Here is a 13597-nt window from a genome sequence, read left to right as displayed (position 1 = left end):
CACCTCCATAAAAATTTATATGTGTAACTTAGTGACCATAATATCCTTTAAAACTACAACTGAATTGTATCACAATTTTTATGTATCGCTAAGTAAAGTGCTTATAGAATCAATTAGAAATAATTAGGATAATTTTGTTTAAACAATAGTAAAGAAGTGTTAAGCGTATCAGACTAAGACTTTGCTTTTTCGTGGGCTTCGATTGCCAGAACGTCCTTTGAAACTTCGTTCAATTCTTTACCTCATTTCTTTTATTATTTATGATACAGATTAAAGCGTACTCTTTGCCCAAAAAATATTGTTAATAGGAACTTGATACAGATTAGACAGCTCATTTAAAAGAGAAAATGGAATATCAGAACTATCTTTTTCATATTTGGACAACGTTTGAAAATGCACATCAGCAGCTTTAGCGGCTTCTTTGCTAGTGAATCCAGCATTAACGCGCGCTGCCTTTAACGACATAGCAGATTATTTTGGCGTATTGAAGTCTACGATTGATCCGCGGTATGGCGAGATACCGAAAAATTTAATACCTGTTAAAAAATATAGACAGATTCCTGTTTTGGGAGAAATTACTTGTGGAGATCCTATTTTAGCTGAAGAAAATATTGAAGAATATAGAGAAGAGATAGACGAAAACTTGCCCACTGGTGAAGTCTTTTATTTAAAAATCAGAGGTAATAGCATGGTTCCTACAATCCCTTCTGATAGTTACGTGTTGATTCGAAGACAACCAGTTGTGGAAGATGGAGAAATTGCACCAGTTATAGTAAACGGCGACTCTGAAGCGACTCTCAAAAGAGTTAAACATGTTAATGATGTTGTAATGCTAATGCCCGATAATAATGATTATCATCCTTATATCATTGATGAAAATAATCCAGCAAGAATTTTAGGTAAAGCGGTAAAAGTAAGTTTTGACCTATAAAAAATACCCCATTCGCAGTTGGAGCTGCGGCTAGGGTTCTCATTTCAGAGACTGTGTATATTATTATATCAGAGATGGGGATGAAAAATGAAAATATTGTACGAATATTATTACTTTCAATAGGCGCTTTTCTTGTATTTATAGGTTTATTTGGTGAAATCATAGCAAGTGGAGATTTTTTATCAGGTGGATTTTCTGTCGTGGTAGGAAGATAGCGTAAAATATTTTGTGTAAATAGAAATTTTAGGTAGATAAAAAGAAAGTCCATTCTGTAAAATTAAAGTTACCACAACCGAAATCTTATAGGAGGACTTTCTCATGACTAATTTTACTACAGAAATTATGGAAACACTAATCAATAAAGGTGATTTGGATGACTTATTCCGTCGTCATCTAGAATTAGCTATCAATACACTGCTACAAGCTGAATTAACGGCTTTTCTTGATTATGAGAAATATAATCGCACTGGTTTTAATTCAGGTAATTCCCGAAATGGGAATTATTCTCGTTCATTTAAAACAGAGTTTGGAGAATTAAATTTGGCAATTCCTAGAGATAGAAACGGAGAGTTTTCTCAACAAACGTTGCCTGCTTATAAAAGAAGTAACGACTCTTTAGAAACCACCATTATCCAATTATTTCAAAAAGGAATCACTATGTCTGAAATCTCTGAGTTGATTGAAAAAATATATGGTCATTACTATACGCCACAAACCATTTCCAATATCACTCAAATAGTATCTGAAGATGTTGTTGCTTTTAAAGAAAGGTCCTTAGAATCCCAATACTCAATCATTTTTATGGATGCTACTCACATTCCTTTAAAAAGACAAACTGTCTCAAAAGAAGCTGTATATATTGTCATAGGTATCCGACTAGATGGGACCAAAGAGGTTCTTGGGTTTAGTATTGCTCCAACTGGGTCTTCGTATGTTTGGAAAGAAATACTTCAAGACTTAAAAGACCGTGGTTTAGAAGAGGTTTTATTAGTTGTAACTGATGGTTTAAGCGGCATTAACGATAGTATCCATAGTATTTATCCAAATGCTCAATTTCAACAATGTTGTGTCCATATCTCTAGAAACATTGCTCATAAGGTTCGTGTTAGTGACCGACAAGAAGTCTGTAATGATTTTAAATTGGTTTATCAAGCAGCTTCAAAAGAAGAAGCTATGAATCAAATAAGTTTTATGATAGATAAATGGAAAAAGCAGTATCCACGAGTAGTTAAATTACTCATGAATCCTGCTATATTAACCTTTTATAATTTTCCTCCATCAATCAGAAGAACCATTTATTCAACTAACTTGATTGAAGGTTTTAACAAACAATTAAAAAAATATACAAAAAGAAAAGAACAATTTCCTAATGAAGAATCTCTGGAGAGATTCTTAGTTTCTCAATTCAACAACTATAATCAGAAGTTTTTGTGTCGGATTCATAAAGGTTTTAAAGAAATACAAGATACATTAGAATCAATGTTTTAACTTAACCGACAGAATGGTTTTTTCCATTTACACATAATTCTTGACGCAACCGAAATTACTAATAACCATATCTTATATTAGATATAGACATCAATTCTTTTAATTTTTTTGATTGCTTTGCATTTAAAGATACACCGTCTTTTTTTATTGCATTTGATATTTCTAAATTCATACGACTTAAAATTAAAGGTACTGAAGTTCCTTCATTTTTCAGATTTCCAAGGTAGGTGTGCAATATCATTCGAAGGGAATCATTTCCTAAATCTGTCTCTAAATCATCTAATAATTCAGTAATAATTATTTCTGCTCTTTTGCTTCGATCATCTCCGCCAGAAAACCATTTTAAATTACTCATTTATTAATCCTCCTTAATTTTAATTTACTTTTAAATAATTTTATTATAATTTCTCGAAGTCACTTTTTATCTAAATCAATTATCAAATCGCACTTGTTTATTAAGTTAAGGTTATGGGATATCATTATTAATGTCTTATTAGAGTATGTTAATAACTTATCAAAAATTCGCATTTCAGTTTTAGAATCTAGAGCACTCGTAGCTTCATCTAACAATAAAACTTTACTTTCTGATAATAAAACTCTTGCTAGAGCTATTCTTTGCTTTTGACCACCTGATAAATTCGTTCTATTTTCTTCTAGATACGTATCAAGACCCAGAGGAAGCTCATTAATAAAACTCCACAAACAAGTATCTTTCAATACTTTATCAAATTCTTTTTCATTAGGGACACTTTCTAAACCTAAAACTACCCGTGGTGCTAGTTAATTTTAATATCCTAAAGAATATCTCAAAGTTCCTTCAAAACGTCGTTGTGCTCGACTTAATAGAACACTGTAAGCCAGTAATATGCTTTCAAATCTACTCTCTAGCCCTTTAACAGAACGTGAGTTGAAATTTTGACAACCTAATTTTTCTAAGGAAGAAAAAACAGTCTCAACTGTTTTTCTTTGTTTTCCAAGTAAGCTGTGGTCTAGTTTTTCTGATTTATCCATGTTTTTACGTGGCGGAACGGATATAGTAATGTCCTTAAGGGCAAGCTTTTCATGGATTTTATAGCTAATATATCCTTTGTCCCCTAGGATATTGGGAAGATTCGCTTCTTCCGATAAAGTTTCTAACACTTTCACGTCATGGACACCTGGATTCGTGATTGAGTAAGTAATCGGAAAGCCAGTCTTAGTAACGATCATATGAATTTTAAGACCATAAAAATAAGATTTTTTTGTTGAGTTATAGCCAACTTTGGCTATTTGATTCAATAGTTTTGCTTGTCTATTTCTAACTGGTTTACACAATGGACTAGGAAAACTATCTATAATTCCGACTAGTTCACCTTTGGTGAGCTTCTTGATGAAAAAGTATCGAATAATCTTGATAGTGTAAGCTAAGTTTGAACTTAAGCGAGTGAATCGACTCCTACTAGGAAAGTCACCATTAGGAAATAAGACGGAACAAACCACTCTATACGTGGCTCTTTGGCTAGTATAGCCATTAATTATGCCCCATATAACACAAGCAATAATCACTGTATCGCGTTGCTTCAGTTGATCAGTATTTCTTCGGTTTTTAATCTTATCTGGTACACAATTGTGGTATATGTTAGAAACAGTTCTCATAATTTCCTTGAATGTTATAAAAGTATCTGTATAATGTTCAGTATATTTTGATGAACGCATATGTAGTCCTCATTTCTTGGGAGTTTTGAGACTACTATATGCGTTTTTTTGTTGATTTACCAACATGTTTAGACATTTTCCTCTAGGAAAAAATTAACTAGCACCACGGGTTAAATTAGCTTCTTTTGCGTTAACTCAGATAATACTATTCATTTTTAATTAAAAAATATAAGGCATAGACATGGCACCATAACCAATATCATATTTTCTCAACTCTTTAGCACTCAATTTTGTGTAATCTTCTTTGATAAATTCCATTAAGCACTTAATTTCATTGATATTTATGCGTTCCTCAGCTTTTAATTTAGATAAATGTTTGTACACTGATATAATAATTTCAGGATATGGTTTATCCTCTCGTATTTTCTTAGCATCTTGAAGAAATCCTTCTTTTACTTCTACATTATTATATGACTTTGAATTATATGCATTCGCAATTAAGTCAAAAAGTTTTTCTTTTTTATCTTCCACCGACTCCACCTAGCACTTTCGTAAAACCATTAACGTAAGCTTTTACTCCTCTATCAACAGTCTCAGAGCGAGCTCTACTCCAATCTACCCAACATTTTTGAGTATTACAATAAACACCATTTCCATAATAAGTTGCAGCATCTACTGTAATTCCTAAAGTAGATACACTCAATAAAACAATTCCTAAAATCAAAAAATACTAACAAATTTTTTCTTCATATAATTGCCTCCCTTTTTTATAAAACAATTATATGTAATTTTCAGAACATTTTTGCAAAATTTTCATAAATAGTATCTTTAGTGTCATAATCGTCACCAATATTCTGTAAGATCAATCAAATTTTATCTCACTAATAATAATAGTCTTAATAAATAAAAAATGGTCTTCACTTTTCGGAATATTTATTATAAAAGGAGCTTGCTATAAAAAAGAGAAAAATTAAAACACAATAAAACATGTACAAACAGGTTCTGTTGCGAAGTTTGAAAATCAAACGCGCCCTCTCTGAACTCCAAATATCTTAGGCTGTTATTCCCATTAATACCTTGATTTCAGTAGACACCGAAAAGCCGAAGAGCGTTCCATTTCTTCGGTTCTTTTTATATATTCCTCGAATGGTCTCCATGCCCTTAATCGTGGAAGAGGCTGTACGGAGACTTTGATAAAATTTATTTCGTCGTTTAATAGGTCGATGGTCTTGTTCTATTAAATTGTTAAGATACTTCACAGTTCGGTGCTCTGTCTTAGTATATAAACCCACACTCTGTAACTTTCTAAAGGCGGAGCCAAGAGAAGGTGCTTTATCGGTCACAATTGCTTTCGGCTCACCAAACTGTTTATGGAGTCGTTTTAAGAAAGCATAGGCTGCTTGCGTATCCCGTTTCTTTCGTAACCAGATATCTAAGGTTAAGCCGTCCGCATCAATTGCACGATAAAGATAATGCCAACGTCCCTTAATTTTGATATAGGTTTCGTCCATTTTCCATGAATAGAAGGATTGTCTATTTTTCTTCTTCCAAAGATAATAGAGGACTTTGCTGTGCTCTTGTACCCAACGATAAATCGTAGTATGACAAACATTTATTCCACGATCATATAACAATTCCTGAACTTCACGATAGCTTAGATTATAACGCAGGTAGTAACCAACAGCGACAATAATGACGTCTTTTTTGAATTGTTTGCCTTTAAAATGATTCATTACTCTGTCCTCTCTGTCTTTTTTCTCAATTTTACACTAAAATAGATTTTTTGGAAAACTTTGCAACAGAACCCTTGATGTGATTCATGGATAGAAAGGGCTATTTATAAACTGTAAAAGCCTAACTTTGAACGACAGCATAAACTGTTGCAAAAGTTAGGCTTTTTATCTGCTTTCGTGTGTCTACCTAGAGCTTTTTCTGACAGAAGTATTTACCAAAAGTTAAACGAAGAAAGTGAAAATCGAGAAGAAAGAATCACTCTTTAGCATGAAAAAAAAGAACTTTATCCTGATTAAAATAACGAAACAATCAAATATGACTTGTGCAAAAAAAGAGATGAGACCACTGCTACTTTTAGCAATGGTCTCACCTCTGTTTTACTGGTTATCGTCAGGTCAAAACGGTTTTTTTACAACCTATCTGCGGTATTCAAGAAGCTGTTTTTCTCTGTTCATTCTTATTGCTTGATGCAGACCAGCCTTTTCACAACCTAACACGCGGTGTTCAAAGCCCAACTCCTTGAAATAAGTCTGGATTTTTCAAACCATGAGAAGCTGTTTAGAAAAATTCATTCTTATTGTCGGCGGAGCTGAACGGTCTTTTCACAACCTTATCCACGGTGTTCAAGAAGCAACTCCTCAGCAATAAGCGCTAGATTTCCAAAATATGAGAAACTATTTTAGAAATCTAGTTCTTATTTGCTCGGAGCTGGACGCTTCTTTCACAACCTCTATCCTCGATCTTTTTGGTCATACACTTCTTTGACGTTGATAAATTGATCAAGTATTGGATTTTCTCCTTTTAGGTCAGCTTCGAAACGGATACCGTCAATATTGATTCTGGCGTTACGGTAGTAGTCAGTTCCTAGTTGTCCCCATGCAGGAGTTGAGGCATCGACATTGCAGAAGATATCAAATCCTTGTTGTTTCAAGTAAGCAAATTTTTGATTTGCTTCAGAATAAGGTTGCCAATCGCTGATGTCAGCGCCAAATGGGTAGATCAAAATATTTGTTTTGCCTAAAATAGGTGCAACTTCATTTTGCCAACGTTCATTATCTTGTTGGATATCGGCTAAAGAAGCTTGTGTCATATTCAAGTGTCCCCAAGTATGAGAAGCAAAACTCCAACCATCTTTCTTTAATTGATCAGCAACTTTTTTGGCTGCTTCGATTTCTTTGTTTGTTTTTTCGTTATCACCATATTCTGATTTTGATGTACGGTAACCTAATACACCATTATAGCCTGTTAAAGCTAATGTTCCTTTGGCGCCTTGATAAGAAAAATCGGGATGTTTTTTAATGAATGAATCGATCAATGGAACCATATCATAGTCACCAACAGTTTCCTTCTTATTGTCGATATAAATATTCTTGATTTGGTTCTGTTTATCGACAATCAACTTACTTGGAAATCCTGAATTGTCCATGTATTCATAATAGCTGACATCGTCTTGCGAAAGAATTAACGGTTTCTTTCCTTCTGGAAGAGAAACACCTGTAAAGGTCAGTTTTCCATCTGTTCCTTTTTTGACTAATCCATTTAGATTAACAAGAACATAGTTATTTTTATATAACTGATCAATGGTTTTATTGAATTCGGAAATAGTGACCATATAATCTTTATACCCTTGTGCTTGCTGGGTATGAAAAGCCTTAGCTGGATCAACGATCAGACTATGAAAGAAGACGTGTGAGATTTTGGTCGGGTCTTCCCATTTTACCAAGGATTCTTTTTCTTTTTTCAAAGTTGCTAACAATTGTTGCGCTTCTTTGGCGTCGTCTTTTTCAAGTAAGGCGATGGCTTCATCATAATGATAACTTGCAGCAAGCTGTTTTGCTTGATCAAGCTGTTTCGTCGTTTGTTTATCTTCAACAGGTTTTGAGCTGCTGCTTGAGTGTTGAGTTGTTTGACTAGTGTTTTCTAATTTATTGTTTGTTGCTGCTTGTGTAACAAAAAAGATACTTACACCTAGAATAATAACAGTGCATACAGAAGTGACAGCCAATATGATTTTGTGTGTATGTTTCATTTTATCGTCCCCTACTACTTTTTGATTTCAAAAACCCCCGTAAGCTTTTCTTAACCTTTTGAAAAACTTCCCATAACCATTGTAACGAATATAGAAACAAGTGTAAAAGAAACTTTTGTTTTTTTTGATTTTTCTCTTATTTTCTTTAACTAGAGCGCTTTTTATGAGAAGTACTATTTTGTAAAAGTTATAAAGTGAGAGAGGTGAAAATGTTCGGATTTTCGCTGTTTTTATTTCCAAGAAAAACTAAAATAAACCCGTGGTGCTAGTTAATTTTTTCCTAGAGGAAAATGTCTAAACATGTTGGTAAATCAACAAAAAAACGCATATAGTAGTCTCAAAACTCCCAAGAAATGAGGACTACATATGCGTTCATCAAAATATACTGAACATTATACAGATACTTTTATAACATTCAAGGAAATTATGAGAACTGTTTCTAACATATACCACAATTGTGTACCAGATAAGATTAAAAACCGAAGAAATACTGATAAACTGAAGCAACGCGATACAGTGATTATTGCTTGTGTTATATGGGGCATAATTAATGGCTATACTAGCCAAAGAGCCACGTATAGAGCGGTTTGTTCCGTCTTATTTCCTAATGGTGACTTTCCTAGTAGGAGTCGATTCACTCGCTTAAGTTCAAACTTAGCTTACACTATCAAGATTATTCGATACTTTTTCATCAAGAAGCTCACCAAAGGTGAACTAGTCGGAATTATAGATAGTTTTCCTAGTCCATTATGTAAACCAGTTAGAGATAGACAAGCAAAACTATTGAATCAAATAGCCAAAGTTGGCTATAACTCAACAAAAAAATCTTATTTTTATGGTCTTAAAATTCATATGATCGTTACTAAGACTGCCTTTCCGATTACTTACTCAATCACGAATCCAGGTGTCCATGACGTGAAAGTGTTAGAGACTTTATTGGAAGAAGCGAATCTTCCCAATATCCTAGGGGACAAAGGATATATTAGCCATAAAATCCATGAAAAGCTTGCCCTTAAGAGCATTACTATATCCGTTCCGCCACGTAAAAACATGGATAAATCAGAAAAACTAGACCACAGCTTACTTGGAAAACAAAGAAAAACAGTTGAGACTGTTTTTTCTTCCTTAGAAAAATTAGGTTGTCAAAATTTCAACTCACGTTCTGTTAAAGGGCTAGAGAGTAGATTTGAAAGCATATTACTGGCTTACAGTGTTCTATTAAGTCGAGCACAACGACGTTTTGAAGGAACTTTGAGATATTCTTTAGGATATTAAAATTAACTAGCACCACGGGTATTTATAAATTTCTCCCTACCACTACCTATTGCTATTATTTAAAATAGGGATAATTTTTTCTCTTAAAAAATATCATTATTTGTGGTATGGAGCTGCGTATCATGAGTGAATGATATTAGGAAAACTTCATAAAATAAATCTTTTATATATTTCCACTTCTAGATGGTCATTCATGTTAGAAGAATCAAACTATTTTTTTACTGTCGTAATAATATTAAAACACTAGAACAAATCAATTAAATTCCATAAAATATAAATAATAGACCTAGCATCATCTGGTATAAAATGGATGCTAGGTCCGTTATATTTACTCAAAATTGATTCTACGAATAGATCTTCTTATCATTTCTATTTTAGTAGTCATGCGTTGTTGTTCTTCTAAAGGTGGTAATGGTATAAGTAGTTTAGATAAATTTGTACCATTTACATTTGGTTGCCCAGTTCCGTAAGAAATTTTTTCTAATAACTTCCAATATAATGGCGAGTCTAAGAAGCAGTCTACGTATTCTGATAATAATTTCTCAACTAACCTAATTCGAATCAAGTAAGAAGCAAAAACAGATTCCTCACTTATTTCCTTAACCAAGAAACTTTTTCCCATAGTTCCTCCTGTCCTTGCTATCAAAATGTCATTTTCTTCCAATCTTAAATCAACTAGTTTAGAATTACTAATATCACAGTAAGGCACACTGGACCAATTTACACGTCCCTCTTGTATATCTGTGATTCTCAAAAACTTAACATTGCCTTGTTTTTTCGCCGAATCTGTATAGCCATATTGAATCTTAGTAGAAATACTTCCTAAATAAACCCATAGTCGAACATCGCTAGATGATTTTTCTTGTCGTTCTTTATGAACAACAGTGATCATCTTGAGTTGTCCGACTATTTTTTAGTTGCTGCAATCTTTTTGGGACGCTTATTTGCATGAAGCAACGTTGCTAAGTCTAGTAATAAAACATTGGCTAACACAGGATTGGCTTTCTCGCGATACGCTGCGGCGCCACTTTCAAACAATACTGCTAGACGATCTTCTACAACAACGATTTGTTCCAAATACGGTGGAAATTTGATTCGTTTTAGGATCCGGCTAGGAGAGTCCCGCTCGGACACTAAGAGTTCCGAGGTATAAGGACCATAAGAACGACTGGCTAAGAGATAATGGCCATAAAAAGCCACACCTTGAATCTTATCAGATGTTTTTCTGCTCATTGTCACGGTTGGTTGGATTTTGTCTTTGCGGCGAATTGCTGTTTTCATTTCAGCTATCGTCGGCAATAGATAGAAAGTCAACTGTCCTTCACCTTTTAGTGTGAAGTTGCCAGATACCAGTTGATCATTGTTTTGAGTCAAATACGATGCTTGTGGAATCTCTGAGAGATCAGTTGTCAGCCAATAAGCGATTGGCTGTCCCGTCTCTTCAGATGTATCTGCTAAGATATCGATCAAACGTAAAGCGGCTACTCGTCCAGTAGCAGATCCTGTGATTGTCAACCATAAAAGTTCCCGTTTTGTATCATATACTAAGCCCCCTACATGTGGCCGTTTAGGTAAAATCAGCAGTTTGATCGGCTGTCCTGTTTCTCTATCCAGTACATGAATAATAGAATGATGCTGATGGTCATAGCAGTAGGCAGAAATAAACACAAAATCTTGAGAAAAAGCCAACCCTTGCGGCGTCATCCATTGACAAACCTCATTTTCGCCGGTTTCCGGCACCACCATTCTTGTTTCTGTTAATCCAGGAATGTTATATTGTTTTGCTTCAGCCTTTTCCCAAGCTGCTTGAACAATAGGATACCGTTTTAACTTTTTTTCAATATCCTGATGTATCCGTTGCTGCTTCCAATGCTTAAACTTTAGGACATAGTAAACAAGGAGGCCAATGACCAGCAACACTAAAATCATTATTGCTACCCGCTGTGTCATTTTTTTGCCTCCTTGTTCTATTCGATCAATCGTACATATACCGCTATTAATTACCGTAACTACATGTTTCTTTTACTAGCGTTTCTTTTACTAGCGTTTCTTTATAGGATCTTTCATAATCTCATTTATAGTAACATTAAGAATCCCTTATTCTACTATAGTCACTTCCACATCAATATTGCCTCTTGTTGCTTTAGAGTATGGGCAAAATGCGTGGGCTTCTTCTGCGATTTTCTCTGCTTGGTCCTTCTCAAGTCCTGGCAAAGAAACTTCTAAAACAACCCCGATTTGGTAGCCTCCATCTTCTAATTGAAATAAAGATACCCGTGCTTTGACTTCAGAATCAGACTCAAGATTATTTTCTTCCAGCATGTGTTGAAGCGCGCCGTTGAAGCAAGATGCGTATCCAGCCGCAAAAAGTTGTTCCGGATTTGTCCCTTCACTATGGATTCCTGGGCGGTCGATCTTCATGTGCATACTTCCGTTTGGTGCCTCAACCTCGCCATCACGGCCTCCACGATTGATCATTGCTGTTTCGTACATTTTTTTCATTGAGATCATCCTTTCTTTCGTCGTTCTATATTAAGTGTAACGAGTATTTTTTAATCTGACAAAGGTAATGCTTGCACTCGGCGACATCAGTTAGACAACATCGATGATCAGTGATAGAAGCAGTTTATCTATACAAAAAAAGAAGCAGCGAAAAGCTGCTCCTTAAGATAATAGGTAAAATTGCTGATATATTTGACGATTAACCTCTTGAACGTCCCAAGAAAAATGATACTACAGCAACAACGATGATCGCACCAATGATAGAAGGAATCAAAGCCATTCCTGCTAATTGAGGACCCCAGCTACCTAACAATGCTTGTCCAATTGCTGAACCAACTAAACCTGCAACGATGTTAGCGATCCATCCCATTGATCCACCTTTATTTGTAATTGCTCCGGCAATCAAACCGATAATAGCTCCTACGATTAATACCCATAACCAATGCATAATTTTCTCTTTCTTTCTGTGAAATATTTATTACACATATTATGTTACGCTCCTTCTTAAAAATACACAAAAATTTTGCTCTTAAAAAAACAAAAAAAATTTAAAACGTTGTTATATTAAGGATAAGTCAACTTTTTTGGAATCGTTAACACTCACTGCAAGAGGTCAAAAAAACTGCCGCAGCTCTTTGAAAGCGTTTCGATCAGCAAAAAGTTATTTTCTGATAAAGGGTACCTAGACTATGTACGATTTTCTTTCATTGTCTGCTTTCAACCGTCATCTTCCCTATGAATAAAAGCAATCAAAGAAACCTGATTGTCGTACACAACTCATTCACTACATCCTTCTGATGAAACATCAAAACAATTGGCATTCCTTTGATTCTGCCTTTTGTATTTGAAACCTGCTTCCCCTCACTATGTAAAAGGATTATGAGAAAAAGCAACGATAGAAGTGAGCGTATGCAATAGCGAGTAAAGTAAAATATAAATTGTTCGGATTGTACCCCGGCCTTTCTTCTTAATATTTTTCATTTCTCGCTTCTCCCCTCTGCTTATTGGACAGTCTTCGCGATTGTGAAGTCACGAAAAAAAGCAACTTTGCCCAGCGTTCAATGCTAGACAAAGTTGCTTTTTTATTTTGTTTTTGAAAAGTCTTTCTTTGAAAGATAGACAGCAGTAAGGATGCCTACTAAGACAGCTAACCCAAAAACTAGAATCGTTCCTATCGTGTTATCCTTCCCAGGCAGTCCGCCAGTGTTGATCCCCCAAAGTCCAGCAATCAATGATGGCACTGCAACCACTAATGCTGCTGAATCTAAATATTTCATCAAATGGTTCAAATTATTGTCCATCATATCCGAGAATAGACCACCGATGGTTTCCAATAAATCGCGATAGATCGTGACAAGCTTGTTGGCAAATTTCTGTCGCAGTTTAATGTCGTAAACTAACGATTCATTATCTAATTTGTCTAAAAACTCTTTTCGTTCCATCAAGTGATTCACTGTAAGATTCTGATCTTTCAACGTGTGATCCAAATAAACCATATCTCGTTCTGTGTCTGCCAGATTAAATAGTTCATTATTTTCGGTTGTTTTACGGGCAGCCGCATCCAATTGGTCGATTTGCTTTTTAATCTCTTTCAACCCATTGATATAGTGGGTATAGATCATTAATGTGGCAAAAGCAATGATATCCTCAAAATGTCGAAGCTCACTTCCATGTTTCTCGATCAATCGCTCAACGAGATTCGATTCTCTAGAGACATAGGTGATCATCAATCCTTTGGAAAGAATAAATGTGTCAGGTTCAAGGCGTTTTTCAATGCGTTCTTGATGATTTGAAGAAAGATCGATCAATGTATAAAGAAACGGATTGTTTAATTTAGTGTCTCGTAAATGTTCTAATCGAGAAACTTCCTCTGGTTCATCGGAGCCAATAAAAATATCTTCCGGTAAATCAAAAAGTGTCAGCAGCTCTTTTTTTTCTTCTTCATTTCCATGTTTGACTACCAACCAATTATAGTCTTCTTCGGATGATTCTCTGATTTGGTT

Annotated in this window: 16 protein-coding genes and 1 pseudogene; 4 read left to right on the top strand and 13 right to left on the bottom strand. The window is 34.7% G+C overall.

Annotation, left to right across the window (positions count from 1 at the left end; all coding sequences use genetic code 11):
• Positions 1–229: 229 nt before the first annotated feature.
• A pseudogene (locus RBL01_RS12850) lies at positions 230–465 on the bottom strand (helix-turn-helix domain-containing protein).
• Here RBL01_RS12850 and RBL01_RS12845 point away from each other — a divergent pair.
• From RBL01_RS12845 to RBL01_RS12835, 3 genes are all read left to right on the top strand, one after another.
• A complete protein-coding gene (locus RBL01_RS12845) occupies positions 428–931 on the top strand; it encodes a S24 family peptidase (RefSeq protein WP_320999407.1) in 504 nt (167 codons plus the stop codon). The pseudogene RBL01_RS12850 and the gene RBL01_RS12845 overlap by 38 nt on opposite strands.
• Positions 932–1011: 80 nt before the next feature.
• On the top strand, positions 1012–1146 hold the full coding sequence (locus RBL01_RS12840; RefSeq protein WP_275576010.1) for a hypothetical protein: 135 nt from the start codon (positions 1012–1014) through the stop codon (positions 1144–1146).
• Between the two features lie 103 nt (positions 1147–1249).
• Positions 1250–2419: an IS256 family transposase gene (locus RBL01_RS12835; protein WP_002329896.1), complete on the top strand. Its 1170-nt coding sequence runs from the start codon at positions 1250–1252 to the stop codon at positions 2417–2419.
• A 58-nt stretch (positions 2420–2477) separates the two neighbouring features.
• On the opposite strand, the gene RBL01_RS12830 is transcribed toward RBL01_RS12835, so the two are convergent.
• The 7 genes from RBL01_RS12830 to RBL01_RS12800 form a co-directional block, all read right to left on the bottom strand.
• Positions 2478–2774 carry a bacteriocin immunity protein gene (locus RBL01_RS12830; RefSeq protein WP_002293180.1) on the bottom strand — a complete coding sequence of 99 codons (297 nt, stop codon included), beginning with the start codon at positions 2772–2774 and terminating at the stop codon, positions 2478–2480.
• Positions 2775–2833: 59 nt separating this feature from the next.
• Positions 2834–3121, bottom strand: a complete 288-nt coding sequence (locus tag RBL01_RS12825) for an ATP-binding cassette domain-containing protein (RefSeq protein ID WP_239521479.1) — start codon at positions 3119–3121, stop codon at positions 2834–2836.
• Between the two features lie 84 nt (positions 3122–3205).
• Positions 3206–4114, bottom strand: coding sequence for an IS982-like element ISEfm1 family transposase (locus RBL01_RS12820; protein WP_307781070.1), 909 nt, complete (start codon positions 4112–4114; stop codon positions 3206–3208).
• A gap of 159 nt (positions 4115–4273) precedes the next feature.
• On the bottom strand, positions 4274–4585 hold the full coding sequence (locus RBL01_RS12815; protein WP_002293551.1) for a hypothetical protein: 312 nt from the start codon (positions 4583–4585) through the stop codon (positions 4274–4276).
• On the bottom strand, positions 4575–4757 hold the full coding sequence (locus tag RBL01_RS12810) for a leucocin A/sakacin P family class II bacteriocin (RefSeq protein ID WP_016177652.1): 183 nt from the start codon (positions 4755–4757) through the stop codon (positions 4575–4577). Before RBL01_RS12810 ends, RBL01_RS12815 begins: the two co-directional genes overlap by 11 nt.
• A 349-nt stretch (positions 4758–5106) precedes the next feature.
• A complete protein-coding gene (locus RBL01_RS12805) occupies positions 5107–5787 on the bottom strand; it encodes an IS6-like element ISS1N family transposase (RefSeq protein ID WP_307781071.1) in 681 nt (226 codons plus the stop codon).
• 731 nt (positions 5788–6518) lie between these two features.
• Complete coding sequence (locus RBL01_RS12800; protein ID WP_002290399.1) at positions 6519–7817, bottom strand: polysaccharide deacetylase family protein; 1299 nt, start codon at positions 7815–7817, stop codon at positions 6519–6521.
• A 366-nt stretch (positions 7818–8183) separates the two neighbouring features.
• On the opposite strand from RBL01_RS12800, the gene RBL01_RS12795 reads away from it, so the two are divergent.
• Entirely contained in the window at positions 8184–9092 is a 909-nt protein-coding gene (locus RBL01_RS12795) for an IS982 family transposase (protein WP_410779656.1), read from the top strand.
• A 328-nt stretch (positions 9093–9420) separates the two neighbouring features.
• On the opposite strand, the gene RBL01_RS12790 is transcribed toward RBL01_RS12795, so the two are convergent.
• The 5 genes from RBL01_RS12790 to RBL01_RS12770 all read right to left on the bottom strand — a co-directional run bounded on the left by RBL01_RS12790 (position 9421) and on the right by RBL01_RS12770 (position 13558).
• Positions 9421–9984 (bottom strand): restriction endonuclease subunit S, encoded by a 564-nt coding sequence (locus RBL01_RS12790; protein WP_002294754.1) that lies wholly within the window; start codon positions 9982–9984, stop codon positions 9421–9423.
• Between the two features lie 14 nt (positions 9985–9998).
• Positions 9999–11042 (bottom strand): hypothetical protein, encoded by a 1044-nt coding sequence (locus tag RBL01_RS12785; protein WP_002292292.1) that lies wholly within the window; start codon positions 11040–11042, stop codon positions 9999–10001.
• A 147-nt stretch (positions 11043–11189) separates the two neighbouring features.
• Positions 11190–11594, bottom strand: a complete 405-nt coding sequence (locus RBL01_RS12780) for an organic hydroperoxide resistance protein (RefSeq protein ID WP_061343377.1) — start codon at positions 11592–11594, stop codon at positions 11190–11192.
• Positions 11595–11793: 199 nt separating this feature from the next.
• Positions 11794–12042, bottom strand: a complete 249-nt coding sequence (locus RBL01_RS12775) for a GlsB/YeaQ/YmgE family stress response membrane protein (RefSeq protein WP_002292290.1) — start codon at positions 12040–12042, stop codon at positions 11794–11796.
• Positions 12043–12676: 634 nt separating this feature from the next.
• On the bottom strand, positions 12677–13558 hold the full coding sequence (locus RBL01_RS12770; protein WP_156249574.1) for a magnesium transporter CorA family protein: 882 nt from the start codon (positions 13556–13558) through the stop codon (positions 12677–12679).
• Positions 13559–13597: the final 39 nt, after the last annotated feature.

This window comes from Enterococcus sp. SB12 (genome assembly GCF_030910025.2).
Lineage (GTDB): Bacteria > Bacillota > Bacilli > Lactobacillales > Enterococcaceae > Enterococcus_B > Enterococcus_B faecium.
This window is presented reverse-complemented; position numbering and strand designations above follow the sequence as displayed.